At 73.5% G+C, this 25,587-nt stretch carries 24 protein-coding genes; 16 read left to right on the top strand and 8 right to left on the bottom strand.

Annotated features, from left to right (window positions below; translation table 11 throughout):
- Positions 1-91: 91 nt before the first annotated feature.
- Complete coding sequence (locus ACH499_RS22930; protein ID WP_399018154.1) at positions 92-1,180, bottom strand: hypothetical protein; 1,089 nt, start codon at positions 1,178-1,180, stop codon at positions 92-94.
- 351 nt (positions 1,181-1,531) lie between these two features.
- On the opposite strand from ACH499_RS22930, the gene ACH499_RS22935 reads away from it, so the two are divergent.
- The 4 genes from ACH499_RS22935 (at position 1,532) to ACH499_RS22950 (ending at position 5,279) form a co-directional block, all read left to right on the top strand.
- The gene (locus tag ACH499_RS22935) at positions 1,532-2,377 is read left to right on the top strand and encodes an MIP/aquaporin family protein (RefSeq protein WP_356200499.1); all 846 of its coding nucleotides are present in this window, start codon (positions 1,532-1,534) and stop codon (positions 2,375-2,377) included.
- A gap of 22 nt (positions 2,378-2,399) precedes the next feature.
- Positions 2,400-3,917 (top strand): glycerol kinase GlpK, encoded by a 1,518-nt coding sequence (gene glpK / locus ACH499_RS22940; protein ID WP_399017968.1) that lies wholly within the window; start codon positions 2,400-2,402, stop codon positions 3,915-3,917.
- A gap of 214 nt (positions 3,918-4,131) precedes the next feature.
- On the top strand, positions 4,132-4,671 hold the full coding sequence (locus tag ACH499_RS22945; RefSeq protein WP_399017969.1) for a hypothetical protein: 540 nt from the start codon (positions 4,132-4,134) through the stop codon (positions 4,669-4,671).
- Between the two features lie 185 nt (positions 4,672-4,856).
- Positions 4,857-5,279: a PGPGW domain-containing protein gene (locus tag ACH499_RS22950; RefSeq protein WP_356200494.1), complete on the top strand. Its 423-nt coding sequence runs from the start codon at positions 4,857-4,859 to the stop codon at positions 5,277-5,279.
- A 45-nt stretch (positions 5,280-5,324) separates the two neighbouring features.
- Here ACH499_RS22950 and ACH499_RS22955 read toward each other — a convergent pair whose 3' ends face one another.
- Entirely contained in the window at positions 5,325-5,879 is a 555-nt protein-coding gene (locus tag ACH499_RS22955; protein ID WP_399017971.1) for a pyridoxamine 5'-phosphate oxidase family protein, read from the bottom strand.
- Positions 5,880-6,078: 199 nt separating this feature from the next.
- Here ACH499_RS22955 and ACH499_RS22960 point away from each other — a divergent pair, with 199 nt between their 5' ends.
- The 4 genes from ACH499_RS22960 (at position 6,079) to ACH499_RS22975 (ending at position 8,996) form a co-directional block, all read left to right on the top strand.
- On the top strand, positions 6,079-6,648 hold the full coding sequence (locus tag ACH499_RS22960; protein WP_399017973.1) for a TetR/AcrR family transcriptional regulator: 570 nt from the start codon (positions 6,079-6,081) through the stop codon (positions 6,646-6,648).
- Between the two features lie 79 nt (positions 6,649-6,727).
- Positions 6,728-7,915, top strand: coding sequence for an SGNH/GDSL hydrolase family protein (locus ACH499_RS22965; RefSeq protein WP_399017975.1), 1,188 nt, complete (start codon positions 6,728-6,730; stop codon positions 7,913-7,915).
- Positions 7,916-7,989: 74 nt separating this feature from the next.
- Positions 7,990-8,595 carry a CGNR zinc finger domain-containing protein gene (locus ACH499_RS22970; protein ID WP_399017977.1) on the top strand — a complete coding sequence of 202 codons (606 nt, stop codon included), beginning with the start codon at positions 7,990-7,992 and terminating at the stop codon, positions 8,593-8,595.
- A 5-nt stretch (positions 8,596-8,600) separates the two neighbouring features.
- Positions 8,601-8,996: an SRPBCC domain-containing protein gene (locus ACH499_RS22975; protein WP_365600345.1), complete on the top strand. Its 396-nt coding sequence runs from the start codon at positions 8,601-8,603 to the stop codon at positions 8,994-8,996.
- A gap of 48 nt (positions 8,997-9,044) precedes the next feature.
- Here ACH499_RS22975 and ACH499_RS22980 read toward each other — a convergent pair whose 3' ends face one another.
- Positions 9,045-9,683 (bottom strand): TetR/AcrR family transcriptional regulator, encoded by a 639-nt coding sequence (locus tag ACH499_RS22980; protein ID WP_399017979.1) that lies wholly within the window; start codon positions 9,681-9,683, stop codon positions 9,045-9,047.
- A gap of 219 nt (positions 9,684-9,902) precedes the next feature.
- Here ACH499_RS22980 and ACH499_RS22985 point away from each other — a divergent pair, with 219 nt between their 5' ends.
- The 6 genes from ACH499_RS22985 (at position 9,903) to ACH499_RS23010 (ending at position 17,138) form a co-directional block, all read left to right on the top strand.
- A complete protein-coding gene (locus ACH499_RS22985; protein WP_365600340.1) occupies positions 9,903-11,384 on the top strand; it encodes an APC family permease in 1,482 nt (493 codons plus the stop codon).
- Positions 11,384-12,484, top strand: coding sequence for an alcohol dehydrogenase catalytic domain-containing protein (locus ACH499_RS22990; RefSeq protein ID WP_356200481.1), 1,101 nt, complete (start codon positions 11,384-11,386; stop codon positions 12,482-12,484). Before ACH499_RS22985 ends, ACH499_RS22990 begins: the two co-directional genes overlap by 1 nt.
- A gap of 64 nt (positions 12,485-12,548) precedes the next feature.
- Positions 12,549-13,883 (top strand): NAD-dependent succinate-semialdehyde dehydrogenase, encoded by a 1,335-nt coding sequence (locus ACH499_RS22995; RefSeq protein ID WP_399017981.1) that lies wholly within the window; start codon positions 12,549-12,551, stop codon positions 13,881-13,883.
- A 146-nt stretch (positions 13,884-14,029) separates the two neighbouring features.
- On the top strand, positions 14,030-14,716 hold the full coding sequence (locus ACH499_RS23000; protein WP_399017983.1) for a class I SAM-dependent methyltransferase: 687 nt from the start codon (positions 14,030-14,032) through the stop codon (positions 14,714-14,716).
- A 39-nt stretch (positions 14,717-14,755) separates the two neighbouring features.
- Positions 14,756-15,964, top strand: a complete 1,209-nt coding sequence (locus ACH499_RS23005; RefSeq protein WP_399017985.1) for an NUDIX domain-containing protein — start codon at positions 14,756-14,758, stop codon at positions 15,962-15,964.
- A gap of 136 nt (positions 15,965-16,100) precedes the next feature.
- Positions 16,101-17,138 (top strand): substrate-binding domain-containing protein, encoded by a 1,038-nt coding sequence (locus tag ACH499_RS23010; RefSeq protein WP_356200474.1) that lies wholly within the window; start codon positions 16,101-16,103, stop codon positions 17,136-17,138.
- Positions 17,139-17,169: 31 nt separating this feature from the next.
- Here the strand turns inward: ACH499_RS23010 and ACH499_RS23015 are convergent, their stop codons facing one another.
- The 5 genes from ACH499_RS23015 to ACH499_RS23035 all read right to left on the bottom strand — a co-directional run bounded on the left by ACH499_RS23015 (position 17,170) and on the right by ACH499_RS23035 (position 23,363).
- Positions 17,170-17,880 (bottom strand): sulfite exporter TauE/SafE family protein, encoded by a 711-nt coding sequence (locus ACH499_RS23015; protein ID WP_356200472.1) that lies wholly within the window; start codon positions 17,878-17,880, stop codon positions 17,170-17,172.
- Positions 17,877-19,295: an amidohydrolase family protein gene (locus tag ACH499_RS23020; RefSeq protein WP_399017990.1), complete on the bottom strand. Its 1,419-nt coding sequence runs from the start codon at positions 19,293-19,295 to the stop codon at positions 17,877-17,879. Before ACH499_RS23020 ends, ACH499_RS23015 begins: the two co-directional genes overlap by 4 nt.
- The gene (locus tag ACH499_RS23025) at positions 19,292-20,626 is read right to left on the bottom strand and encodes a uracil-xanthine permease family protein (protein ID WP_399018156.1); all 1,335 of its coding nucleotides are present in this window, start codon (positions 20,624-20,626) and stop codon (positions 19,292-19,294) included. The genes ACH499_RS23020 and ACH499_RS23025 overlap by 4 nt, the downstream gene beginning before the upstream one ends.
- Positions 20,627-21,035: 409 nt before the next feature.
- Positions 21,036-22,058 carry a P1 family peptidase gene (locus ACH499_RS23030; protein ID WP_399017992.1) on the bottom strand — a complete coding sequence of 341 codons (1,023 nt, stop codon included), beginning with the start codon at positions 22,056-22,058 and terminating at the stop codon, positions 21,036-21,038.
- A 96-nt stretch (positions 22,059-22,154) separates the two neighbouring features.
- A complete protein-coding gene (locus tag ACH499_RS23035; RefSeq protein WP_356200467.1) occupies positions 22,155-23,363 on the bottom strand; it encodes a Cmx/CmrA family chloramphenicol efflux MFS transporter in 1,209 nt (402 codons plus the stop codon).
- 491 nt (positions 23,364-23,854) lie between these two features.
- On the opposite strand from ACH499_RS23035, the gene ACH499_RS23040 reads away from it, so the two are divergent.
- Entirely contained in the window at positions 23,855-24,451 is a 597-nt protein-coding gene (locus ACH499_RS23040; protein WP_356200465.1) for an ankyrin repeat domain-containing protein, read from the top strand.
- Positions 24,448-25,587, top strand: coding sequence for a YncE family protein (locus ACH499_RS23045; RefSeq protein ID WP_399017994.1), 1,140 nt, complete (start codon positions 24,448-24,450; stop codon positions 25,585-25,587). The genes ACH499_RS23040 and ACH499_RS23045 overlap by 4 nt, the downstream gene beginning before the upstream one ends.

The following is a 25,587-nucleotide window of genomic DNA, read 5'->3' on the forward strand; positions in this document are numbered from 1 at the left end:
GCACCCACCCGTTCGGCGTACCGTCGCCGCCGCACCCGCACGGACGTACTCCGTACGGGTGCGGCGCCCGTGCCTCAGGCGTCCGGCGCGATCAGAAGTCCTCCGCCGGGAGTTCCAGGCCGGTGAAGTCCCCCTCGGCGAAGTCGCCTTCCTCCAGCTCGGGGTCCCCCGCCATCGACGGGTCCGCGAAGAGGAAGCCCCCCATCAGCTCGCCCAGGTCCAGCTCGGTGGCGCCGGCCGGGGCGGTGGGCCGGGTGCCGTCACTGATCCGCAGGGTCAGGCCCAGCTTCTTGACGTCGGCGTTCTCCGCCAGCTTGGCGAGGTCCACGTCCACCTCGGTCAGCTCGCCGTTCTTGAGCGTGAAGTCCGCCGTCACCTCGGTGTCGGGGGCGTCCTTCAGGTCCTTGTCACTCGGCAGTTCCATGCCCGGCGGCAGGTCCTTAGCCAGCGGGCGGATCTCGCCCAGCAGCTCGGTGATCAGCGTGCGGAAGGGAGCCGTGGCGGTGACGTGCTCGGTGCCGTCCTCGCCGTCGGACGTCTTCAGCTCCACCTCGCGGGTGACGACCCCGCGCAGCGCCTTCATGAGCTTCTTCTGCGTCTTGGCGTCGAGGGTCGGCTCGGGCGCGGGAGCGTCCCCGTCCTCCTCCGCCTGGGCGGCGAGGTCCTCCATCGCCTTGGTGCTGAACTTCACCCACTTGCCCTCGAGGGCGTCCTTGAGGGCCCCGGCGTCCGGGGGCAGGTCCTCGACGGGCGGCATGGGGCTGCCCATCGCCTTGCCGAGGGTGTCGACGTCGGAGCGGATGTAGACGTAGTCGCCGATCAGCCGGTACTCGACGAGGTCGCCGTCCGGGCTGCTGACCTTCATGGCCATGCCGACGAGGTCGTCCTCGCCGGACTCCTCGATGGCCTTCTTCGACTCCACGGTGACGGAGACCTTCGCACCGCTGATCAGCTCGGCGGCCTCGTCCGGGATCTCCTCGCCGGGCTCGGGGTCGGACTGCGCGTCCAGTGTCTTCAGCGTCTTGGCGTCGGTGTCCAGGTCCAGCTCGAAGGAGATCGTCTTCTCCTTGCCGAGCTGGTCGAAGGCCCGGTCGAGCTTCTGGCCGGCGGAGAGCTGCTCGGCCGTTCCGCAGGCGGCCGAGCCCGCGAGGACTGCACCGACGACGGCGGTGGCGGTCAGGGTCTTACGTATGGCGCTGATGATGGTCTCCTCGTGAGTCCGATCACGGTGTGATCGAACAGGAGACTCGCCAGTCCCCCAAAAGGTTGCCCTGCGCGTTCCGCGGATCCCCAGCGCACCGCGCGGAGTTGGCCCGGTCCCGGCGGCGGCGCGCGGCTGCCGCCGCCCGCTCACCTCGGACGGCCGGGTCCGGGCGGCCCGGGGCGCCGCCGGAAGCCGACCCGTCCGCCTCCCGTCACCCCTTACCTGCGTATGCGTCCCGTAAGTGCGCATCTTTCCGGTTCGCCCTAGCCTGTCGGAGAACGACTCGAGCGGTCGAGTGCCGGTGATTCCGGCGGAAGGTGAGCTTCCATGGCTGGGCTGAAAGCAAGGTCGGGATTGATCGGTGAACTGTCCGCCGAATTCCTGGGGACCATGATCCTCATTCTGTTCGGCTGCGGCGTGGTGGCCCAGGTGATCGCGGGCGGAGCCCTGACGAACCCCCCGGGCGGTCTCGGCGACCACGACAGCATCGCGTGGGCGTGGGGCCTCGGCGTCACCCTCGGTGTCTACGTGGCGGCCCGCCTCAGCGGTGCCCACCTCAACCCCGCGGTGACGCTGGCGCTCGCCGCGTTCAAGGGGTTCTCGTGGAGCAAGGTGCTGCCCTACGCGCTCGCCCAGACGGCCGGGGCGTTCGTCGCGGCCCTGCTGGTGCGCTGGAACTACACGGAGGCGTTGGCGAAGGCCGACCCCGGGCACACCGAGAAGACGCAGATCGTGTTCTCGACCCTCCCGGCCAACGGCAACACGAACCTCCCCGTGCACGAATGGGGCGCGTTCCGGGACCAGATCATCGGCACCGCCATCCTGCTGCTGCTGATCATGGCCATCACCGACCTGCTCAACACCCCGCCCGGCGCCAATCTCGCGCCGTTCATCATCGGTCTGGTCGTGGTGGCGATCGGCATGGCCTTCGGCACCAACGCGGGGTACGCCATCAACCCGGCCCGTGACTTCGGCCCCCGGCTGGCCAGTTTCATCACGGGGTACGGAGGGGCGTGGCGGGATCAGTACGGGAACTTCTACTTCTGGGTGCCGATCGCGGGCCCGCTGATCGGCGGCCTGCTCGGCGCGGGGCTCTACAAGGCCTTCATCAGCCGGTTCCTGCCGTCGGCCGAGGCCGAACCGCCGGGACGCGTCCCGGCTCCCGGAGACTGACTGCGAGCGGAGAGGCGCCACCATGGCTGACTTCGTCGGAGCGGTGGACCAGGGGACCACCAGCACCCGATTCATGATCTTCGACCACGGCGGCAACGAGGTCGCCAAGCACCAGTTGGAGCACGAACAGATCCTGCCGCGTTCGGGCTGGGTCGAGCACGACCCGGTGGAGATCTGGGAGCGCACCAACTCGGTGATGCAGAACGCGCTGCGCTACGGCGGCCTGTCGCCGACCGACCTGGCCGCGATCGGCATCACCAACCAGCGGGAGACCACGGTGGTCTGGGACCCGCGCAACGGACGTCCCTACTACAACGCCATCGTGTGGCAGGACACCCGCACCGCCTCCATCGCGGCGAACCTGGAACGCAGCGGCAAGGGCGACGTCATCCGCCGCAAGGCGGGACTGCCGCCGGCTACCTACTTCTCCGGCGGGAAGATCCAGTGGCTGCTGGAGAACGTCGACGGTCTGCGCGAGGCGGCCGAGAAGGGGCACGCGCTGTTCGGCAACACCGACGCCTGGGTGCTGTGGAACCTGACCGGCGGCCCCAACGGCGGCATCCACGCCACGGACGTCACCAACGCCAGCCGCACCATGCTGATGGACCTGGAGACCCTGGACTGGGACGACGAACTGCTGGGCTTCTTCGGAATCCCCCGGTCGATGCTGCCCTCCATCAAGCCGTCCTCCCACCCCGACGCCTACGGGACGACCCGGACGTCCCGGCCGCTGCAGGCCGCCATCCCCATCGCGGGAGTGCTCGGCGACCAGCAGGCGGCCACCGTGGGGCAGGTCTGCTTCTCCCCCGGCGAGGCCAAGAACACCTACGGCACCGGCAACTTCCTGGTCCTCAACACCGGTACGGAGCTGGTGCGTTCGCAGCACGGGCTGCTGACGACGGTGGCGTACCAGTTCGGGGACTCCCCCGTGGTCTACGCGCTGGAGGGCTCCATCGCGGTCACCGGCTCCGCCGTTCAGTGGCTGCGCGACCAGATGAAGATCATCAGGAGCGCGCCCGAGAGCGAGGACCTGGCCCGCACCGTGAAGGACAACGGCGGCATGTACTTCGTCCCGGCCTTCTCGGGGCTGTTCGCCCCGTACTGGCGCTCGGACGCCCGCGGGGCGATCGTGGGCCTCGCCCGCTACAACGACAACGCGCATCTGGCGCGGGCCACGCTGGAGGCCATCTGCTACCAGAGCCGCGACGTCGTCGAGGCGATGGAGCAGGACTCCGGGGTCCATCTGGACGTGCTCAAGGTCGACGGCGGCGTCACCGCGAACGACCTGTGCATGCAGATCCAGGCCGACGTCCTAGGCGTTCCGGTCAGCCGTCCGGTCGTCGCCGAGACCACCGCGCTCGGCGCCGCCTACGCGGCGGGACTGGCCACCGGATTCTGGACCAGCACCGACGAACTGCGCACCCACTGGCACGAGTCCAAGCGGTGGCAGCCCGAATGGCCTGAGGAGCAGCGCGCGGAGGGCTACGCGGGCTGGAAGGCGGCGGTGGAACGCACCCTGGACTGGGTCAAGGTCCCGTAGGCGCCGTCACCGTGGGGGGGGGATCCACCCGAAGGCCGCCTCGTGCGGATCCACCCGAAGGCCGCCTCGTGCCGGCGGGCATACTTGGCCGCACGACGAGGCGGCACGGTGCCGTGCCGGGAGGAGGACACTCCCGGCTCCTTCGCGCATCGTGGAGGACCTGTCGGTACGACGTGCGGCCCGGCGCGGTGCTCGTCGGGGGAGTGGGCAACTCATGGCCATGGTGGGCCTGTTCTGGATCGCCGAGGGCGACGTGTACGTGGGCGCGAAGCCGTCCGGACTGGGCCCCGGGGTGCGCTTGACCCCCGAGGGCGTGGTGGCCCTCGGGGACGGGCAGTCCGGCATCCACCCGTGGGAGGACGTGCGGGCGCTGTCGGTGACGGACGTTCCCGTGAAGTCCTTCATGCGGCAGGTCGGCGCGGTCAGGAGCCTGGCCGTGGGCACGGTCGTGAACCTGGCCCTGCCCATGGTCCCGGGCCGGGTGGACGAGGCACCGGCGACGATGACGGTGACCGTCGAGTCCTCCGGCGGCAGGCACGAGCTGGCGGCCTATGTCGCGGCGGCCGTCGGCTACTCCCCGGCGGAGACCGAGCTGTCCCGCGCCCTGCTGTCCCGCCTGACGGAGGGCGCCGCGACGATGGCCACGACGCTGGCGGCCATGTCGGAGTGGGGTCGCTCCTCCGGCGGCGGCACGCCTCGCGGCGCGGAGCGGGAGAGGCTGCTGCGGGAGTGGGCGGGCGGCAGCGGCGACTGAGCCCGCGGCCCTTGCCCGGACCGGGACCCGTTCCCCCGCTCATGGAGACCCGCCCGGCCCGTTCACCCGGCCCGCCGCGCATGGTTCCCCGCCAGGAGGGAACCGGGGCGCGGTGGCACGGTGTGCCCGCGGGCGCGTGCCCCTCCGGCGGGGCGGTCGGCGCCGAGCGCAGAGAGTGGGGCGTGATGTCGCGAAGCGTCGTATCGGTCCAGCGGGTGGTGCTGGGGGTCCTGGGTGCGGTGCTGGCGTTGGTCGGCGTGGCCCTGCTGGTGCTTCCGGGGCCGGGGCTGCTGCTCGTGTTCGCCGGGGTGGTGCTGCTGGCCCGTGCCGTGCCGGCGCTCGACCGGTTCGTGGCGCCGGTACGGCAGCAGGCGATGCGGGCGGCGGAGGAGAGCGTCTCCTCGCCGTGGCGGGTCGCCGGGTCGGTCCTGGCGGGGCTGTGCCTCCTGGGCGCAGGTGTGGTGTGGGGTCTCGTTCCCGAGGTGCCGTACGCGGGGTGGGCCACGGGGGCGAGCCTCATCATCTCGGGTTTCGTCCTCTTCGCCCTGCTCACCTGGAGCTACCGCCGGGTGCGCGCAGGCCGGAGGACTCCCCGGGCGCACCACTAGTCCCCGGGCCCGCGGACGGTCGCTCGGGCGTCGAACGGCATGTCGTCAGAACACCCAGCGCGTGTGGCTGTAGACGCCCTGGTCCCGGCCGAAGCCGTACGCCGTGGCCGGGGCGACCCCGAACACCGCCACGTTGCCCTTGCGGATCTCGTCGCCGATGCCGTGGAAGGTGCCCTCGGGGGAGGTGATGTGCCGCCCGTACTTCGTCTCGTACGCTGCGATCATCCCGTCCAGCACCGCCGGATCGGTGATCCGCTCCGCCGTGCCCTCGATCACCAGGTCGAGCCCCGCGGTGAGCGAGTTCCCGCCGGTGGTCAGCGCGCAGTGCCCGTCGTGGTCGAGGTTCCTCGCCTTCTGTTCCCCCGGGCCGGTGGAGAAGTACAGCGCTCCGTCGTGCCAGGCGGCGATGACCGGAGTGACGTGGAGGCGGCCGTCCGGCCGCACCGTGGACAGCCAGAAGATCTCGGCGCTCTCCAGGTGCCGTTCGGCCTCGGACCACTCGGTGGCGGTGACCTCCTCGGCGCCCGGGCGGGGATTGAGCGCCGAACTGTAGCGAGCGTCGAGCTCGGCGGTGGGCTGCTGGTGACCCTGTGTCGGCATGGCGGATCTCCTTTCCTCTTCCCCATGAAGACCCGCCGGCGGCACCGGACTCATCGCCACCCGCCCGCGACCGGCGAAGGACCACCCCGATGGCGCCCTGACCGAAGGAGCCGCCCGCACTGGACGCCTGCACCCAGAAGGCACTTGCCTAAAATCATTAGGCAAACGCATAATGCCTGTCGGAGACAGGAGGCAGGTCATGGTCCGAGCGGGACTCACCCCGGAACGTCTGACCCGGGCGGGGGCGGAACTGGCCGACGAGGTCGGCTTCGAGCACGTGACCGTCTCGGCGCTCGCCCGGCGTTTCGGCGTGAAGGCCGCGAGCCTGTACTCGCACATCAAGAACTCCGACGAACTCAGGACCAGAATCGCCCTGTTCTCGTTGGAGGAGCTGGCCGACCGGGTGGCCGCCGCGCTGGCCGGGCGGGCCGGCAAGGACGCCCTCGCCGCCTTCGCGGACGCCTACCGCGCCTACGCCCGCGAGCATCCCGGCCGCTACGACGCCGCCCGGCTCAGGCTCGACCCCGAGACGGCGGCCAGGAGCGCCGGCGTGCGTCACGCGCGGATGACCCGGGCGATCCTGCGCGGCTACGACCTGGCGGAGCCGGAGCAGACCCACGCGGTCCGCATGCTGGGCAGCGTGTTCCACGGCTACGTCAGCCTGGAGATGGCCGGCGGATTCGCCCACACCCCCGTCGGTGCGGAGGAGTCCTGGGCCTGGATCCTGGACTCCCTCGACACACTGCTGCGAACCGGGACCACGAGCTGACCCGCGGGACACCCGTCCCGCCCGCCAACGGGCGCCCGCACACCCGCCCTCCCGTCACCCCCACCGACAGTCCGAGGCCATGAGCACCGAGCACACCGCCACCCCGTCCGTCATCACCCCGATCACCACCCGCTTCCTGCGCGGCCACCTGGACGTCGAGCGGACCGCGCACGGTCTGCTGCCCCACCGCCTGCCCGCTCGCGCCCGGCGGCAGATCCCCGACGCCCAGCTCGCCGTCGCCGAGGCGCAGCCCTCCGGTGTCCGGCTGGTCCTCCGCACCCGCGCCACGACCGTCGAGCTCGTCACCCTGCCCACCAAGCGGGTCTACCAGGGCTTCCCGCCCCCGGCGGACGGCGTGTACGAGCTGCTGGTCGACGGCCGCCTCGCCGCCCGGGCCTGCGTGCCCGGCGGAAACGTCCGTACGGTCGTCGACATGGTCACCCAGGCCTCCGAGCTGCGCGAGGGCCCCGCCGGCACCGCCCGGTTCACCGGACTGCCGGCACATGACAAGGACGTCGAGATCTGGCTGCCGCACACGGAGATCACCGAGCTGATCGAGCTGCGCACCGACGCCCCCGTCGAGGCGGCGCCGGACAGCGGGCGCAGGGTGTGGCTGCACCACGGCAGTTCCATCAGCCACGGTTCGAACGCCTCCCGCCCCACCGGGACCTGGCCTGCCCTGGCCGCGGCCCGGGGGCAGGTGGAGCTCGTCAACCTCGGCTTCAGCGGCAGCGCGCTGCTCGACCCGTTCACCGCCCGCGCGATGCGGGACACGCCGGCCGATCTGATCAGCCTCAAGGTCGGCATCAACATCGTGAACGCCGACGTGATGCGCCGGCGGGCCTTCGGCCCCGCGGTGCACGGCTTCCTGGACACCGTCCGCGAGGGGCATCCGGCCACGCCGCTGCTGGTCGTCTCCCCCGTCCTGTGCCCCGTCCAGGAGGACACACCCGGCCCACTCGGGCCCGACCTCGAGGGCGGGGCGCCGCGGTTCAAGGCCATGGGCGACCCGGCGGACGTCGCCGCCGGGCGCCTCACGCTCAACGTCATCCGCGACGAGCTGGCCCGGATCGTCGCGCAGCGGTCGGCCGACGACCCGCACCTGCACTACCTCGACGGCCGTGAGCTGTACGGCGAGGACGATCACGCCGAGTTCCCGCTGCCCGACGGCATCCACCCCGATCCCGCCGGACACCGCCGCATCGGGGAGAACTTCGCGCGGCTCGTGTTCGCGGACGGCGGACCCTTCGCCGCCACGGCCGGCTGACCGCGTCGCCTTCCGACGAGAGCCGTCTTCGGCAAGCCCTCCCCCTGGAGCGCGTAACCAGTTAAAGTGGTTACATGAGTTCCTCCGAGGCCGTGGGGCTGACGCTGTACTCGCACACCGGCGTGGCCTACCGGTTCGATCCCGGCGCACTGTGCCTGGAGCTGCTGACCACCGGCGGCCCCGGGCCCTACCGCCGGTACGAGGTGCTGCGCGAGCCCGCCGACCTGGCCGCCTGGGCGGACCGGTCGCGGCTGACGCCCACGCCCGCACTGGAGATCTCCGAAGCCGAGGTGGCCGCCGTGCGCGGGCTGCGAGACGCGCTGTTCCGGGTGGTCCTCGCCCACACCCGCGGCGAACCGCACCCGCCCCGCGACCTCCGGACCGTCAACGAGGCGGCGGCCCGTCCGCCCCTGGCACCCGCGATCACGCCCACCGGGGAGCGGCGGTGGGCCGGGACACCCAGCGGCACGCACCTGGCGGCCACCGTCGCGCGGGATGCCGTCGAGCTGCTGACCGGCCCGTTCCGGCACCGCGTCCGCACCTGCGCCGCCGCGGACTGCCACCTCGTGTACGTCGACACCTCACGCCCCGGCCGTCGCCGCTGGTGCTCCATGGAGCACTGCGGCAACCGCCACAAGGCCAGAGCACTGCGCGCCCGCCGAACCGAGGAAGAAGGTTGACCGCCATGCCCACAGGACTCACCCGGGACGCCGGCTGGCAGATCGGCGTGTCCCGCACGCTGGACCACCCCGTGCCCGTCGTCTGGGACTTCGTCAGCGGCCCCGAGGGGCTCGCCCTCTGGCTCGGCCCCGGCGCGGTCCTCGCCCCGGAACGCGGCACGCCCTACCGGACCGCCGCGGGGGTGACGGGCGAGGTGCGCGGCTACCGTCCGGCCGACCGCATCCGCGTCACCCACGGCACCACCACGGTCCAGGTCGCCCTCGCCCCCGCCGCCGGCGGCTCCCGGACGACGCTCCGCTTCCACCAGGAGCACCTGGCGAGCGCGGAGGAGCGCGAGGGGCGGCGGGCGCACTGGAAGCGGGTCATGGACCAGGTCGCCGCCTCGCTCGACGAGCGGTGACGCCCATGGCGCCCGCCCCTTCGGCGGACGGGCGCCGCACCGCACCCCTCACGCCGGGCGCAGCGCGCCCGGGTCCAGCCCCAGCTCCGCTTCCGTGAGGGCACGCACCAGCCCGCCGACCGCCGCGCCGCGCCGGTCGGCGCTGGTGTTGACGTAGGAGCCCGTCCCGTCGATCGCGGCGAGCACGCGTACGGCCGCCGCCCAGGGGTCGGCGCAGACGAAGACCCCGCCGTCCACCCCCTCGGCGATGACCTGCCCGAGGCGGCGGCACCACAGCAGCTCCTGGCTCACGACCTGGTCCCGGAGCACGGGCCGGTAGCGCGACAGGTGGCGCGCGTTCAGCCAGAGCCTGCTGACGTCGTCGAACTCGGTCCCCGAGATGCGGGCGAGGAGCTGCCTCACGGTGCGCAGCGCGACGTCCCCGCCCTCGCCCGGGCCCACCTCGGGGAGCAGGCTGTCGAGCTCGGCCATGGTCGCGGAAGCGAACGCCTCGGCGACCAGTTCCTCGGCGACCGGGAAGTAGTGGCCGACGAGTCCCGCCCGCACCCCGAGCCGCTCGGCGACCCGCCGCAGGGTGACGCACTCCAGCCCCTCACCGAGCGCGACCTGCGCGGCGGCCCCCACGATCTCGTTGCGCCGCTCCGCGGGTGGTTTGCGGATCTGTTTGCCGGCACCCCTTGACTCCATGGGACGGGATGTTATTGGGTAAGCACCCAATTAAGCAATTGTTCACGCGGCCAATTATCCGGGCCGCCGGGCTGCTGCCGTCGCACGGATCCCAGGGACAACGAGCCACCGACCGGTCGGGTCGGCCCCGCGCGCTCGCCGTACCCGTGCCGGCCGCCGCCCCGTGCGGGCCGCGCCGTCGGGCGCGCGCCGGCACGCACCCCCTGTCAGGAGACCAACGTGGGCAACACTCGTACCGATGCCGGTGAGCTGGCCGAGTACGGCTACCAGCAGGAGCTGAGACGGACCCTGTCCGCATGGGCCGTCTTCGCCATCGGGTTCGCGACCATCTCACCCGTCGTCGGCATCTACGCCGTGGTCCAGCTCGGGTTCGTGTTCGCCGGCCCGGCGTGGATCTGGGCGGTCGTCGTCGCCTTCCTCGGGCAGTTGCTGGTCGCCTCCGTGTACGCCGAGCTGTCGTCCCAGTTCCCGATCACGGGCGGCGTCTACCAGTGGGTGCGCAGGCTGGGCGGGCCCCGGCTGGGCTGGCTGGTGGGCTGGATCTATCTGGCCTCGGCCGTCGCGTCGCTGACCACGGTCGCCTATCTGGGCGCCGGCTGGCTGCACATGCTCTTCAGCGACGCGCCCCTGTCGGCGGCGGCCCACGTACTGCTCGGCGTGGTCTTCGTCGCCGTGGCTCTCGGCATCAACCTGCTGGGCGTCAACCCGGTGAAGCACTTCCTGAACGCCGGCATCATCGCCGAGGGCGTCGCCTCCATCGCGGTGAGCGTGGTCCTGCTGGTCTTCGCCCACAACAACGGCTTCGGCATCCTCTTCGACACCCTCGGTTCGGGCGCCGCCTCCGGCGGGTCCGTGGCCGCGGGGTTCCTGACCTGTCTGGCCGTGGCGGGCTGGGCGTTCCTCGGCTTCGACGCCACCACGCAGGTCGCCGAGGAGACCGAGCAGCCGCGCCGCAACGTCCCCCGGGCGCTGGTCCGGGCGTACCTGTTCGTCGCGTTCACCGTGCTGCTGACCGCGCTCGCCGTGACACTCGCGCTGCGCCGCCCCGAGGACGCCGTCTCCGGCGAGACGGCCGACCCCGTCTTCACGGCCGTCACCGAGAGCTTCGGCGGATGGAGCGAGAAGCCGTTCGTCGCGGTCGTGCTGATCGCGTTCTTCGCCTGCGCCATCTCGATCCAGACCTACATCGGACGGGCCGTCTACGCGTTCGCGCGTGACCGGCAGCTCCCCTTCTCCGCCGAGCTCGCCACCGTCGGCCCCCGGCAGATCCCCTGGGTGTCGCTGGTCGTCACCGCGGTGCTGGCCAGCCTGGGGCTCCTGCTCGGCCTGAACGGCAACGCGGCGGCCACCCTGATCTCGTTCGGGTCCGGCGGCTTCTACTTCGTCTTCCTCGCCGTCGCGGCCGTGGCGCTCGTCGCCCGGCTCCGCGGCCGCTGGAACCCGGCCGAGGGGGAGCTGCGGCTGGGCCGGGCCGGTCTGCTGATCAACGTCCTCGCGGTGGCGTGGCTGCTGTTCGAGGCGGTCAACGTCGCCTGGCCCCGCGAGGAACTCGCCCCCGTCGGAGGGAGCTGGATCCAGGTCTGGGCCGTGGTCCTCGTCTTCTCCGTCCTGCTCGCCATCGGCCTCGTCCACGTCGCGGTCGCCAAACCCCACACCAAGCTCACCGCCCCCACGCCCAAGGAAGAGGTCGAGGCGTCCTGATGCCGAACCAACTCTCCCCCGCCGTCGTCTTCGATCCCGCCGCCGGACTCCACACCCGCGAGGTCTCGCTGCGGGCCCCCGGCCCGGGCGAGGTGGAGATCGACGTACGCGCCGCGGGCGTCTGCCACTCCGACCTGCACATCGTGAACGGGGACTGGCCCACCGACCGCCCCCTCGTCCTCGGTCACGAGGCGGCCGGCGTGGTCACCGCCACCGGCCCCGGGGTCACCTCCGTGCGCGCCGGCGACCACGTCGTCCTGTCCTGGTTCGCGCCGTGCCGCCGGTGCCGCAAGTGCGTCGCGGGTCAGGCCTGGCTGTGCACCGGCACCCGGGCGGTGGCCAACACCCTGCCCGACGGCACCACCCCCTTCCGCGACGCCCGGGGCGAGGAGGTCTGGCCCTATCTGGGGCTCGGGGCGTTCACCGACCGGCTCGTCGTGCCGGAGTCGGCCGCGGTGAAGGTCCCCGACGAACTGCCGTTCGGCATCGGCGCGCTCCTCGGGTGTTCCATCACCACGGGTGTCGGCGCCGTCGTGAACACCGCGGCGGTCCGGCCCGGCGAGTCCGCCGTGGTCGTCGGCGCGGGAGGGGTGGGCCTGTCCGTCGTGATGGGCCTGCGCCTCGTCGGCGCCGACCCCGTCGTCGCCGTCGACCTCTCCCCCGAACGCCTGGCCGTGGCCGAGCGGTTCGGAGCCACCCACACCCTGGACGGGCGCACGACGGACGTGGCGGCCTGGTGCCAGGAGGAACTGGGCGGCGTGGACTACGCGTTCGAGGCGATCGGCAGCCCCCGGGTCGTCGAGACGCTGCCGGCCATGCTCACCTCGGGCGGGGCCGCGGTCCTGGTCGGGATGGCGCCCACCGGCGCGACGGGGGCGTTCAACCTGTTCGACCTCGCCGACCAGGGCAAGCGCATCCTCGGCTGCAACTACGGCTCCAGCGTCGGGGCGATCGACATCCCCAGGCTGGCACGCCTCTACCTGGCCGGGCGGCTGCCCATGGACGAACTGATCGGCACCGTCCGGCCGCTCGCCGAGGCACCGGCCGCGTTCGACGACCTCGAGGCGAACGCCGGCGTCCGTACGATCCTGGAGCCGTGACTCCCCCGCCGGCCCCCGCCCGGGGGACCGGCCCTGTACCCGCTTCCTCACACCTGGAGACCCGATGTACGCCGTCACCGACCCCACCACCGGCACGGTCGTGGCCACCTACCCCACCGCGAGCGACGCCGACGTCGCCGCGGCCGTCGAGGCCGCCCACGCGGCCGCGGCCTGGGGACGCACCAGCACCGTGGCCGAACGCGCGGCGTGCCTGCGCCGCCTCGGCGACCTGCACGCCGAGCACCGCGGCGAACTCGCGGCCGGCATCGTGCGGGAGATGGGCAAGCCGCTCGCGGAGGCGGAGGGCGAGGTCGACTTCTGCGTCGACATCTACCACTACTACGCCGACCACGCCGAGGAGTTCCTCGCCGACGAGCCGCTCGACGTGACCTCCGGACCGGGCAGCGCCGTCATCAGGCGCGGCCCCGTCGGCGCGCTGCTCGGCATCATGCCGTGGAACTTCCCAGCCTACCAGGTGGCCAGGTTCGCCGCGCCGAACCTGGCCGTGGGCAACACGATCGTCCTCAAGCACGCCCCGCAGTGCCCGGGGACGGCGGCCCTGCTGGAGAGGCTGTTCACCGAGGCGGGCTTCCCCGCGGGCGCGTACGTCAACGTGTACGCCACCAACGAGCAGATAGCCGAGGTGATCGCCGACCCGCGCGTCCAGGGAGTGTCACTCACCGGTTCCGAGCGGGCCGGGGCGGCCGTGGCCGAGATCGCCGGCCGGCATCTGAAGAAGGTCGTCCTCGAACTGGGCGGCTCGGACCCGTTCGTCCTGCTGTCCACCGACGACCTCGACGCGGTCGTCGACGCGGCGGTCGCGGCCCGCCTCGACAACACCGGGCAGGCGTGCAACGCCGCCAAGCGGTTCGTCGTCGCCGCGGAGCTGCACGACGCGTTCGTGGAGAAGTTCACCGCTCGGCTGCTCGCCGGTGCGTCCGGGGCTCCGCTGTCCTCGGTGGCCGCCGCCGAGACGCTGGGCCGCCAGGTCGACGCGGCCGTCGCCGAGGGTGCCACGCTGCACAGCGAGGGCGAGCGGCACGGCGCGTACTTCCCGGCCGGGGTCCTCACCGGTCTCACCACCGAGCACGCCGTCGCCCGCCAGGAGCTGTTCGGCCCCGTCGCCATGGTCTTCCCGGCCGCCGACGAGGAGGACGCGGTACGGATCGCCAACGACACCCCGTACGGGCTGGGTTCCTACGTCTTCACGACCGACCCGGCCCAGGCCGAGCGGGTCGCCGCCCGCATCGAGGCCGGCATGGTGTTCGTCAACGGGGTGGGTGCCGAGGGGGCCGAGCTGCCCTTCGGCGGCGTCAAGCGCTCCGGTTTCGGCCGCGAGCTCGGCCGGCTGGGCATCGAGGAGTTCGTCAACAAGAAGCTGATCCGCACGGTCGCCTGACGGGGCGGGCGCCGAGGACGCCCCTGCCGTGGCCGCCCCGGAACCGGCCGGCGCTGCCGTGGCGCGGGCGGGTTCCCGGTGTACGGCCGGTTTCCGCCGCGAACGGATGTCCCGTCGCCGGTGCCCGGGGATGAAGCGGCCACGGAGTGGGGACTGTTCAGGGCGATGTGTTCTTCACCGGGGGCGCGAACGCCCCGTCGACGAAGTCCCGCCGGTCCCCGCACGGTCCCCTCGCGAACGGGCCGGGCCTCATGACGGCCACCGGCACCCCGTACGCGGTGCGCGACGCCGCCTCCTACTGGGAGCCGGTCTGGCGGCAGGGGCGGCGCTACCGCGGCATCGACGCGGCCGAGGCCGGGGCCATGCACCGGCATCTCGGTGCCGGCCGCGGCAGACCGGCGCTGGACATCGGCTGCGGCGACGGCGCCCTCACCGCACATCTGGCCCGCCTCGGCTACCACTCCACCGGCATCGACTGCGCGCCCACCGCCGTGGCCGCCGCGCGGGCCCGGCACCCGCAACTGGACCTGCGCGTCCTGGACTTCGACAGTGCCGACACCGACTCGCTGCCTCGCTCCGCCTACGCCGTCGTCGCGTGCCGACTCGTCTACCGGTGGGCCGCCGACAAGCCGGGCTTCCTGTCCCGGGTACGCCGGATCCTCGCACCTGGCGGCGTCTTCTGGGTGGTGACGTCCCTGCACACCGAAGGGCAGGGGCCGCCCCGGCCCTGGGAGGCCACCGCCGCGGACGTGGAACTGCTCACCGCCCAGTGGTCCAGGGTCCGGGTCGTCGAGCTCGACCCGTCCTTCCGCTGCTACGCCCTGCGCCCCTGACCACCCCCATGTGCTCGGCCCCGCGAGAGGAGCGGCCCCATGACGACGGACCCCGGATACGACCGGTGCTGGACCGTCTACGGTCAACGCCAGTTGGACCGCGGCTACTCGCCGCCCGTGCCCGACCGCATCGACTGGGGGTTCTGGCCGGGCGTCGGCCCCGGGGCGGAGGTCCTCGGGGACATCCGGGGCAAGCGGGTCCTGGACGTGGGCTCCGGGCCCGGTCATCACGCCGTCCATCTGGCCCGCGCGTACGGCGCCCTCGTGGACGGCGTCGACCGGTCCCCGACCCAGCACCGGCGCGCGGTGAACGATCACGGCTCCGAGCCCGGCGTCCGCTTCGTGTGCGCGGACGCCGCCGACCATCTGCGGCGCGTGGAGCCGTACGACGCCGCCTACGGCCTGCGGACGTTCGCCTGCGTCGATCCCCGCCATCTGCTGCCGGCGCTGCGGGACGGACTGGCCGGCGGCGCGCCCCTCGTCTTCTCGGCCCTGCACACCGACGGTGACGGGGAGGGTCCCTCCGACGAGGTGGTGTCACGCCCGGAGTTCGTCCGGCTGCCGAACCAGGAGCCGATTCCGACGCGGATGTGGGTGCTGACGCCCCGGCTGTGGGAGGCCCTGCTGACCGAGCACGGCTTCACCGTGGAAGGGTGCGAACTCCTCACCGCACCGGACGGTGACAATCCGGCGGTGGTCCAGTTGATCCGCGCCCGGCGCCGCCCCACGGTCCGTGTCACCGCCCTGTCCAGCCGCCCCCGGACCGACCGGCCGCCCGCGCCGCACGCCGCCGTCGGCGTCGGCGCCGTGCTGCTCGGACCGCGCGGGCTGCTGCTGGGCCGGCACCGGCACGGCACCTGGGAGCTGCCCGGTGGCACCGTGGAACCCGGGGAGTCCCTGCGGGAGACGGTGGTGCGCGAACTCGCCGAGGAGACCGGGCTGCTCGCCCGCCCCGAGGACGTGACGCCGCTGGGGACGCTCGTCGACCACGTCGGCGACGTGGTGCGGGTCACCGTGGGTGCCGTGGTCACGGCCTGGCGGGGCGAGCCCTCCGAGCAGCCGGGCGAGAGCGTGGGCGACTGGCGCTGGTGGCCGCTGGACGGGCTGCCGCAGGGGTTGTTCGAGTGCAGTGCCCAGATCCTGACTTCCTGGCGCGACGACCTGCCGCCCATCGAGCACCCGCCCGCGCACTTCACGCCGTTCGCGGCTCCACCGCCCCCGGGCGACCGGCCGGAGGGGACGCGCTGACGGCGCGGGGTCCGCCCGGGACGGACGGTGCTGGAGAGGGAGGCGGGTCCCGCCGGGCACCCGGGTCCCCGTCCGGCTGGACGTCGGCGAAGATGGTCGTGTCCACCGTCCACGCCAGCGAGGAGTCTTCGCGCAGATGGCTACTTCCGCACCCGGTCCGAGGCCGCCGACGATCGCCGACGTCGCGCGCCTCGCCGGCGTCTCGCGCACGACCGTGTCGCACGCCCTCAACGGGCTCGGCAAGGTCGACCCCCGGACCCGGGAGCGCGTCCGGCAGGCCGCGGCGGAACTGGGCTACCGCCCCAATCTGCGGGCGCAGCGCCTGAGGCGGGGCCAGGCGAAGGCCATCGCGCTGGCGTCCTCGATGCCGTTCGCGGTGGCGGGCGGGCCCTCCCGGCTGGGGTTCTACATGGAGGTCGCGGCGGCCGCCGCCGAGAGCGCCCTCCTGCACGACTACGCCCTCGTGCTCGTGCCGCCCGTGCAGTCGGGCTCCGCGCTGTACTCCGTCGACATCGACGGGGCCATCGTGGTCGAGCCCGAGGTGGACGACGCGGCGGCGGCCCAGTTGCGCGAACGCGGCCTGCCGTACGTGGCGCTCGGCAGGCCCGTCTCGCCCGGCGACGACACCCCGTACGTCGATCTGCGCGGCGACCTGGTGGCGGATCTGCTGCTCACGCATCTGCACGAGCAGGGCGCCCGGCGGCCGGCGCTGATCGTCGGCTCCGGTTCCCGGCACTCGTCCGTCGACGCGCTCACCGCCTACGAACGGGCGGCCGAACGGTACGGCTGGACGCCGGTCGTGGCGCGCGTCCCGGAGTCGGGCGGCGAGCAGGCCGGGTACGACGCCTGCGCCGCCCTGCTCGCCGGGCACCCGGAGACGGACGCGGTCTGCGCGCTCGTGGACGCCTTCGCGGTGGGCGCGGTCCGGGCGATCCGGGACAGCGGGCGGACCGTACCGGACGACGTCATGGTCGTCACCCGCTACGACGGCCTGCGGGCCCGTACCTGCGAGCCTCCGCTGACCGCGGTCGACCTGCACCTGGACCGTGCCGCGTCCGACGCGGTGGAGCTCCTGCTGGCCCGCCTCCGCGGCGACACGGCCGCCCCGTCGGTGGCGGTGTCCCCGCCGCCACGGGTGATCGCCCGGGCGTCGTCCGTACGGGCGGACGGCTGAGGCGGGCCGGCCGGGACCGGCCCGCCTCACCTCAGACCCCGAGCATCAGCACCAGCCCCGAGACCAGCGCGAACACCAGGACGAACAGGCGCATCCTGCGGGCGTCCAGGCGGTGGTGCACCAGGCGGCTGAGCCACGCCCCGGCGGCGATCGCCGGGAGCAGCAGCACGGCCCGGCCCAGTTCGGCGGGCTCGGCCTTCCCCGTGGCGAAGAGCAGGACGAGGGAGGCGACCTCGCCGACGAGGAAGCACGCGGCGACCGTGGAACGCAGTTCGGCGGGCGGCCGGTGCTGGTAGACCAGCGCGAGCGGCGGGCCGCCGACGCCGGTCGCGGTCTCCGTCAGCCCGGTGACCGCGCCCGCACCGACGTACGCCGCCCGGCCCGGCGCGAACGTGGGCGCCGTCAGGCTGACGACGGCCGCGAGCACCGTGGCGACGCCCACGAACAGGCCGAGGCTGCGTTCCGGGATCAGCCAGAGCAGGGCCAGCCCGGCCGGGGTGGCGGCGAGCCGCGCCCCGGTGATCCAGCCGGCCCCGCGCAGGTCGAGCGAGGCCCGTTCCCGCCAGGCCACGTACAGGTTGAGCGGGATCATCGAGGCCAGGACGAACACCGGGACCAGGCCGGGGTCGATGATCCCGGCGACCGGCGCCACGATCAGCGCGAAGCCGAGTCCGCTGCTGCCCTGGACGAACGCGGCGACGGCCACCGTGACGGCGAGCACCGCCAGCATCTGTGCGCTCAACGCCGTGCACTCCCGTTCCGTGCCCCGCTCAGCGCCCGTGCCTGAGTCGAGGTGGGGTGCACGCGGGTGACGTCGGCCGCGGCGACGGCGGCGCGGGCCAGTTCCGCGGCCCGTTCCACCAGCGCGGGCCCGTCCCAGCCGATCGGCCGGCCGTGCCACATCCGCAGGCGGCCGGCGACGAACACGGCCGTGATCTGGTCCCGGTTGCCGCGCCGCACGAGCTCCCACGGCAGGTCCCAGGTCAGGGCCAGTTCCGGGGTGTCGACGTCGACGAGGAGGAAGTCCGCCGCCTTGCCCGGCTCCACGGTGCCGGTGACGGCGCCGAGGCCGACGGCGTCCGCTCCCCCGCGGGTACCGCGCTCCAGCCAGGTCCAGCCGGCGCCGCAGGACGAGTCGCCGGTCGCCAGCCCGTACGCGAGCCGCTGGGCGAACTCGGCGGCGTCCGCGAGCCGGAAGCCGTCGCCGCGGGTGCCGTCGGTCCCGATCCCGAAGCGGACGCCGCGCTCGGCCATGGCCGTGGCGGGCGCGACCGCGTTGCCCTTCCAGGCGCTCGCCACGGGGTTGTAGCTGACGGCGGTCCCCGTGTCGGCGAGCAGGGTCAGTTCGCGCGGGGTGAGGAGCGTGGCGTGCGCGGCGAGCAGTTGGGGGCCGAGCGCGCCGACGCGGTGCAGGTACTCCAGGGGCCGCAGTCCGTGCCGCACCAGGGAGCGTTCCACGCCGGCCAGGTGTTCGTTGACGTGGATCTGGACGACGGCCCCGGCCTCCGCGGCCAGGCGGGCCGTGGCGTGCAGGGTGTGCTCGGTGGCCGCCTCGGGGATCGACACGGCGAGGGAAGGGTGCACGAGGGGGTCGCCGGTGTAGCGGGCGAGGTGCTTCTCGGCGTCCTCCAGGACGGCCGGGTCCACGGAGCCGTCCGTGCCGTCCGCGTCGTTGCAGATCAGCCCGAGTACGCAGCGGATTCCGGCGTCGCGTGCGGCCGAGGCGACCACGTCCACGTCGACGGCGGCGCGGGTACCGGCGTCGGCGACGGTGGTGAACCCGCCGCGCAGCGCCTCCAGGGCCGCCAGCTTGGCCGCCGTGTAGGCCGATTCCTCGTCCAGCGCGCCCTCCAGCGGGACCCAGACCCGGCGGAAGATCTCGGACGGTTCCCCGAAGGCGAGTGCGGCGCCGAAGCTCTGCGTGAGGTGGTGGTGGGTGTCGACGAAGCCGGGCATCAGCAGATGGCCGGGCAGCCGTACGGCGTCCAGGCGGGGGTGGGTGCGCGCCAGTTCGTCCGCCGGTCCGACGGCGGTGAAGCGGCCGTCGTCGACCACGACCGCCCAGCCGTCGACGGGGCCTTCGGGCAGCAGCACCGAGCCCGGTACGACGAGGAGCGGGCCGGGGTGGGCGAGGGCGTCACGGTCTGGTCGGTTCATCGTTCGCTTTCTGTGCGCGGTGTGGTCAGGCGGGCGGCGACGCCGGGCCTGACGTGGTGGAAGAGGATGTTGAGGACGGCGGCGGTGAACGTGCCGACGGCGACGCCGCTTTCGAGCAGGATGCGGACGTTGGGCGGGAAGCCCCCGTACACGCCGGGCACGAGGATGGGCAGCAGACCCAGGGCGAGGGCCACGGCGCAGACGAAGGTGCTGGTGTGCTTGTCGAGGTCGGACCGGCCGAGCATCTGGACGCCGAGCACGGTGATGACGCCGAAGACGACCATGGCGGTGCCGCCGACGACCGCGGTCGGGATCACGCTGATCGCGCGGGTGACGGGGGCGAGGACGCCGATACCGATGAGGACGACGCCGGCCGCGGCCGTGACGAAGCGGCTGCGCACCCCGGTGACGCGGACGATGCCGATGTTCTCCCCGCTGGTGACCATGAGCGGCAGGCCGAAGAAGCCGCCGAAGAGCGAGGTGAGCGCGTCGCCGCGGACGGTCTTGGGCACGTCGGTGCGGGTGTCGATCCGCTTGCCGACGGCCTCGGCGTTGATGACGGTCTGGCCGGTGGCCTCGGCCATGGAGGCCATGGTGTAGAGCATCAGGGGCAGCGCGGCGACGAGGTTGAACTCGGGCGAGCCGAAGGGCATCAGGTGCGGCAGGTTCACCAGGCCGCCACCCGTGGCACCGGCACCCGCCCCGTCGAGCGCGCCGGTCGCGGCCGCGAGCACGGTGCCGGCCAACAGGCCGAGCATGACGGCGAGCTGGCGCAGGACGCCGGTGAAGAACAGGTAGAAGACGACGGTGAACCCGATCGTCGCCATGCCGAGACCGAGGTTGCCGGGGTCGGCGAAGCCGGGCGAGCCGGGCTGTCCGGTGACGAGCACGGCACCGACCTTCACCAGGTTGACGCCGACGATGACGATCATGGTGCCGATGACGAGGGCGGGGAAGTAGGCGAGGAGCCGGGAGAAGAGCGGCAGGACGACGAAGGTGAACACCGCCGTCAGGATCACCGCGCCGGCGGCCGTGGGCAGGCCGTGCTGTTCGGCGATGGCGAGGAACAGGATGAGCGGGGCTCCGCCCGGCAGCATCACGAACGGCAGGCGGGGCCCGAACTTCCAGACGCCGAGCGACTGGACGAGGGATCCGGCGCCGGAGAGGACGAAGGCCGCCGAGAGCAGGTCCACGGTGAGACCCGGGCCGAGCCCGAGGGTGGCGCTCATCAGGAAGATCGCCGAGATGGGGGTGGCGGCCATGACGAGGACGTGCTGAACGCCGAAGAGCAGGATCCGGCCGAGCGGACGCGCCTCGTCGACGGGGTGCACGCCGGTCCGGGCGTCGTCGCCGGACGGGGGCGGGGTGGCGTCGGGACCGGTACCGGACGGAGACGGGCTGCCGTCGGGACCGGCGTCCTCGGGGCGGGGGTGTGCGTCCGGGGGAACGGTCCGCGTGGCGTGGGGGTCGGCACTCTCCAGGGGAAGGTCGGGGGCCGGTACGGGACCGGCGGGGGGACGGTTCTGACGGGGACTGGACACGTTTCGGGCTCCGTTCGGGCATACGGGCACGCTCGGATTCTCAGCCGCGATCCGGCCCTGGACGGAGAGCCAAATCGATTTGGCCAAATCGATTTGGCCGTCAGTATGCGGAGCCTTCCGACCCACCGTCAAGAGCCGGCGGCGCTCCTGGGTCCCCGTCCGTCACCAGGGCGGTCCGGAGTACGGGCCCCGCCCCCGGTCAGTCCAGGAGGACGGAGTGCGGCAGGGCGTGGGCGGTGCGTCCGCCGGGCGTGCGTACCGTGCGTGCGGCCAGCAGCGCGTCGATCACCGCCTCCTCCACGCCGTCCAGCACCGCCGTGAACACCAGGTTGAGGTCGGCTGGCGCGAGCACCCTCGGCGCCTCGGCGACGCGCGTGGACAGCGCCAGCCCGTAGTCGCCGCTGCCGTGGCTGAAGGCGGCGCCGACCCTGCCCAGCGCCAGCGTTCCGCGCGCCGCGATCCGCTCCAACTGCCGCCCCGTGCACGGGATGTCGAGCGCCACGACGACCACGCAGGATCCGCGCGGCGAGGTGTGCCCGGCCCGCTCCAGCCCCAGGTCCTCGGGCAGCACCGTGCGGCCCGCCACCCGCAGGTCCCCGTCCATGTTGGCCTGCACGAGCACGCCCACGGTCACCGGGCCGCCGTCCAGCGGCACCACCCGGGACGCGGAGCCGATGCCCGCCTTGAACCCCAGCGCGCACGCTCCGGTGCCCCCGCCGACGTTGCCCATGGCCACCGGCCCGGCATCGGCGCTGTCCAGGGCGGCGCGCACGTGCGCCTCGGTCACCGGCCGCGGCTGTGCCGACAGCCAGGAGTCGTTGATCTCGCCCACCACCGGATTCAGCGAGGTCACCGGCGTGGTGGCCCGGTCCAGGACCCAGCCGACCAGCGCGTCGGCCGCGCGGAACGCCGACAGAGTGGAGGTCAGCAGCACCGGCGTCTCCAGCTCCGTCAGCTCCATCAACTGGGTGGCGCCGACGAACTTCCCGTAGCCGTTGGCCACGTGGAAGCCGGCCGGGACGGCGGCGGCCTCGTCGAGGGCCGCCGGGACCAGCGCGGTCACGCCCGAGTGGACCCCGCGTTCGGCGTCGTCCAGCGTGGTCTGCCCCACGCGCAGCCCCGGCACGTCGGTGATCGCGTTGAGCGGCCCCGGTGCCATACGGCCCACCGTCCGCCCGGTCTCCCGCAGCCGCGTCGCCCGTCCCCGCCCGTGGTCGGCCATCCGCCCGCCCTTCGCCCGCCCGCGCGGACCGTCCGCGCGGCGCGCCCGCACTCTACGTCGGGCGGCGGACGCCCTGCCCGCCCCGGTGGCCGGGCGTCACACCCGCTGGGCGGGCTCCGCGCCCGAGGGCTGCGCGGCGAGGCTTCCGGTCACGACGCGGGAACGGCTGTGCAGGCGCAGCGAGACGGCGACCAGGGCGATGGCGACGAGGGTCATCGCCGCGCCCGCCCATGCGGTGGAGGTGAAGCCGAGGCCCGCGTCGATCACCGTGCCGCCGAGCCAGGGGCCGCCGGTGTTGCCGAGGTTGAAGGCGGCGGTCGTCGTCGCGCCCGCGAGGGTCGGCGCGGCGCCCGCCACGTTGAACATGCGGGCGTTGAGCGCCGGAGCCGTGTAGAAGGCGGAGACGCCGAGCAGGAAGGACAGGGTGACGGCCACGGCGGGGGTGGAGGCGAACAGGGCCAGGGCGGCCAGCAGGACGGTCGAGGCGGTGATGCCGGAGAGCAGCACGCCGAACAGGTGCGCGTCGGCGACCCGGCCGCCGATCGTCGTGCCGACCAGCGCGCCGATCCCGAACAGGGCCAGCACAGTGGGCACCCAGCCGTCCGCCAGGCCGGCCACGTCGGTCAGCAGCGGCGCGAGGTACGAGAAGGCGCAGAAGACGCCGCCCGCGGCGAGCGCGGTCACCACGATGGAGAGCCAGACCTGGCGGTCGCGGTAGATGGCCAGTTCGCCCTTGAGCCGGGGACGCCGCTCGGGCAGCGGGATGCGGGGGATCTTCGTCACGACGCCGACGAGCGCGATCGCCGACGCCGCGCCCACGGCCCAGAACGCGGACCGCCATCCGAGGTGTTCTCCGAGGAAGGCGCCGGCCGGGACACCGAGGACGTTGGCGATGGAGAGACCGCCGATCATCACGGCCATCGCGCGGGCGCGTGCCGTGGCCGGCACCATGGCGATGGCGACGGCCGCGCCCACCGCCCAGAATCCCGCGCACGCCAGGGCGCTGACGACGCGTGAGACGAAGAGGATCTCGTACGTCGGCGCCAGCGCGCCGGCGATCTGGCCGAGGCCGAAGAGGGAGATCAGGGAGACGAGGGTGGTCTTCCGCGGCAGCCGCAGCGTGGCGACGGCGAGCAGGGGCGCTCCGATCACCATGCCGATGGCGAACGCCGATATGAGCAGCCCGGCCTGGGGGATGGACACGTCCATGTCGTCGGCGATGGGCGGCAGCAGTCCGGAGAGCATGAACTCACTGGTGCCGAGGGCGAACACGGACAGGCCGAGGATGTATACGGCGAGTGGCATACGGGGCGCGGCCCCGGGCCGTGTGGAAGAAGCGGGCATGACAGGTGCCAACCGGAGATCGCTTCCCGTCATTCCCGCCCGCCCCCCGGTCTCACGATGCGGTCGGCCGTCCCGGCGGGTGCGGCGCGGGTCGTCCCACGGCCGGCTGTCCGGCGGGTGCGGCGCAGGTCGTCCCACGGCCGGCTGTCCTGCGGATGGCGACCGGCGGTCGCCCCTCACGGAGCGCGGGGCACGCCGCCCGGCCGCCGGTCCACGGCGCGGAGCACGCCGCCCGGTGCTGTCCAAGGCCCCGCGAGCCGTGGTGCACATCGTCCGATCGGACGATGCCCGGGTCCTCCGCCCCGGTCACCGCATCCAGCCGGAGCGACGACGCCCGCCGTCGGGGAGGCGGGTGAGGATGGGAGCCGGGCGAGGCGGCGGACCGCCCGCCCCCGGCATGTGTCCGGGCCCGCCCCGATCCGCCTCCCATGGAGGCTCCGAGGAGTGTCACGATGAACGAACCCGACCGCGCCCTCCTGCACGCCGCCGAGCGCGGTGACGCGGGCGCCGTGCGGGCCGCCCTCGACGCGGGCGCGGCGGTGGAGGCCCGGGACGGGCACCGCCGTACCGCGCTGCTGCTGGCCGCGCTCGGTGACCACGTGGCGGCCGCCGAGGTGCTGGTCGCCGCCGGCGCCGACGCGAACGCGCAGGACGACCGGCTCGACAGCCCCTGGCTGGTCACCGGCGTCACCGGCAGCGTCGCCATGATGCGGGCCCTGCTGCCGGCCGGCCCCGACCTGACCGTGGTCAACCGCTTCGGCGGCGTCTGCCTGATCCCGGCGAGCGAGCGGGGCCACGTGGACTACGTCCGGGCCGTGCTGCGCGAGACGGACATCGACGTGAACCACGTCAACAGGCTCGGCTGGACCGCCCTGCTGGAGGCGGTGATCCTCGGCGACGGCGCGCTCGCGCACCAGGAGATCGTGGAACTGCTGATCACCGCCGGTGCCGATCCCGGTCTGCCGGACGGCGACGGGACGACCGCCCTGGAACACGCCGAGCGCCGGGGCTTCACCGAGATCGCCGCGCTGCTGAGGGCGGTCCGGTGAGGCGGGCCGCCGTGCTGACCGCGCTCGCCGCGGCCGTCGCCTTCGGCAGCGGGTGCGCGGCTCCCCGGCCCGACGCCCCGGGGACCACGGCGCCGGCCCCGCCATCCCGTCCGCCGTCGACGGCCCCCGGGGCCAACGGGACCACGGCAGCGGCACGAACCCCGGCCGGTTCCCTGCTGGTCGCCGACTTCGGCTCCGACACCGTCACCTTCGTCGACCCGGAACGGGGCGCGTTCGACTCCGTGGAGGTCGGCACGGCGCCGTACGGGCTCGTCGTCGGCCGCGACGGCCGGGCCTGGGTCGCCACCGCCGAGGGCGTCGCCGTCGTCGACACCGGCACGCGCGAGCGGCTCGCCCGCGTCCCGTACGCGTCGCAGGGCATCGGGAAGCCGGAGCACGGCGAGTACCGCGGCGGCGGCATGGGCATCGCCCTGTCCCCCGACGGCCGCCGGGTGTACGTCGGTGTCAACCGGCCCGGCGGCAACGGCGCCCTGGAGGTCGTCGACACCCGCACGCTGAAGGTGACGGGGACCGCCGAGGTGGGCCGCCGTCCCTTCGACGTGGACGTCTCGCGCGACGGGCGCGAGGTGTACGCGACGAACCACGACTCCTTCGACGTCACCGTCGTCGCGGCCGGCTCCCTGCGCACCCGCGGCATCGAGGTGGCTCCCTACGGCACCGAGGGCGGACTGGGCTCGTGGCTCAAGCCGCACTACGCGGTCGTACGCGACTCGGACGGGAAGCTGCTGTTTCCGTTCGAGGGCGAGCGGCTGGTCGTCCTCGACCCGCGCACGGGCACGTCGCGCGTCGAGCGGATGACCGCCGACACCCACCAGCACGGTGCGACGCTCACGGACGACGGCACGCTGCTCGTCGTCGGCACCGGGCCGATCGACCCCTCGCGGGACGAGGGGCCCTCGCTGACCGTGCGCAGCCCCGGGGGCCGGGAGAAGGTCATCCCCCTGGACGGACCGCACGAGGACGTCACCGCGTCGCGCGACGGCCGTACCGCCTACGTCACCGGCGGCTTCACCCGCGACGGCTACTGGAACGGCATCACGGTCGTGGACCTGGACTCCGGGACCACCCGGCGTCTCGCGGCAGGTGACCGGCCGCTGGGCATCGCAGTGCTGTGA

Source organism: Streptomyces sp. NPDC018947, assembly GCF_044390505.1.
Classification (GTDB): domain Bacteria; phylum Actinomycetota; class Actinomycetes; order Streptomycetales; family Streptomycetaceae; genus Streptomyces.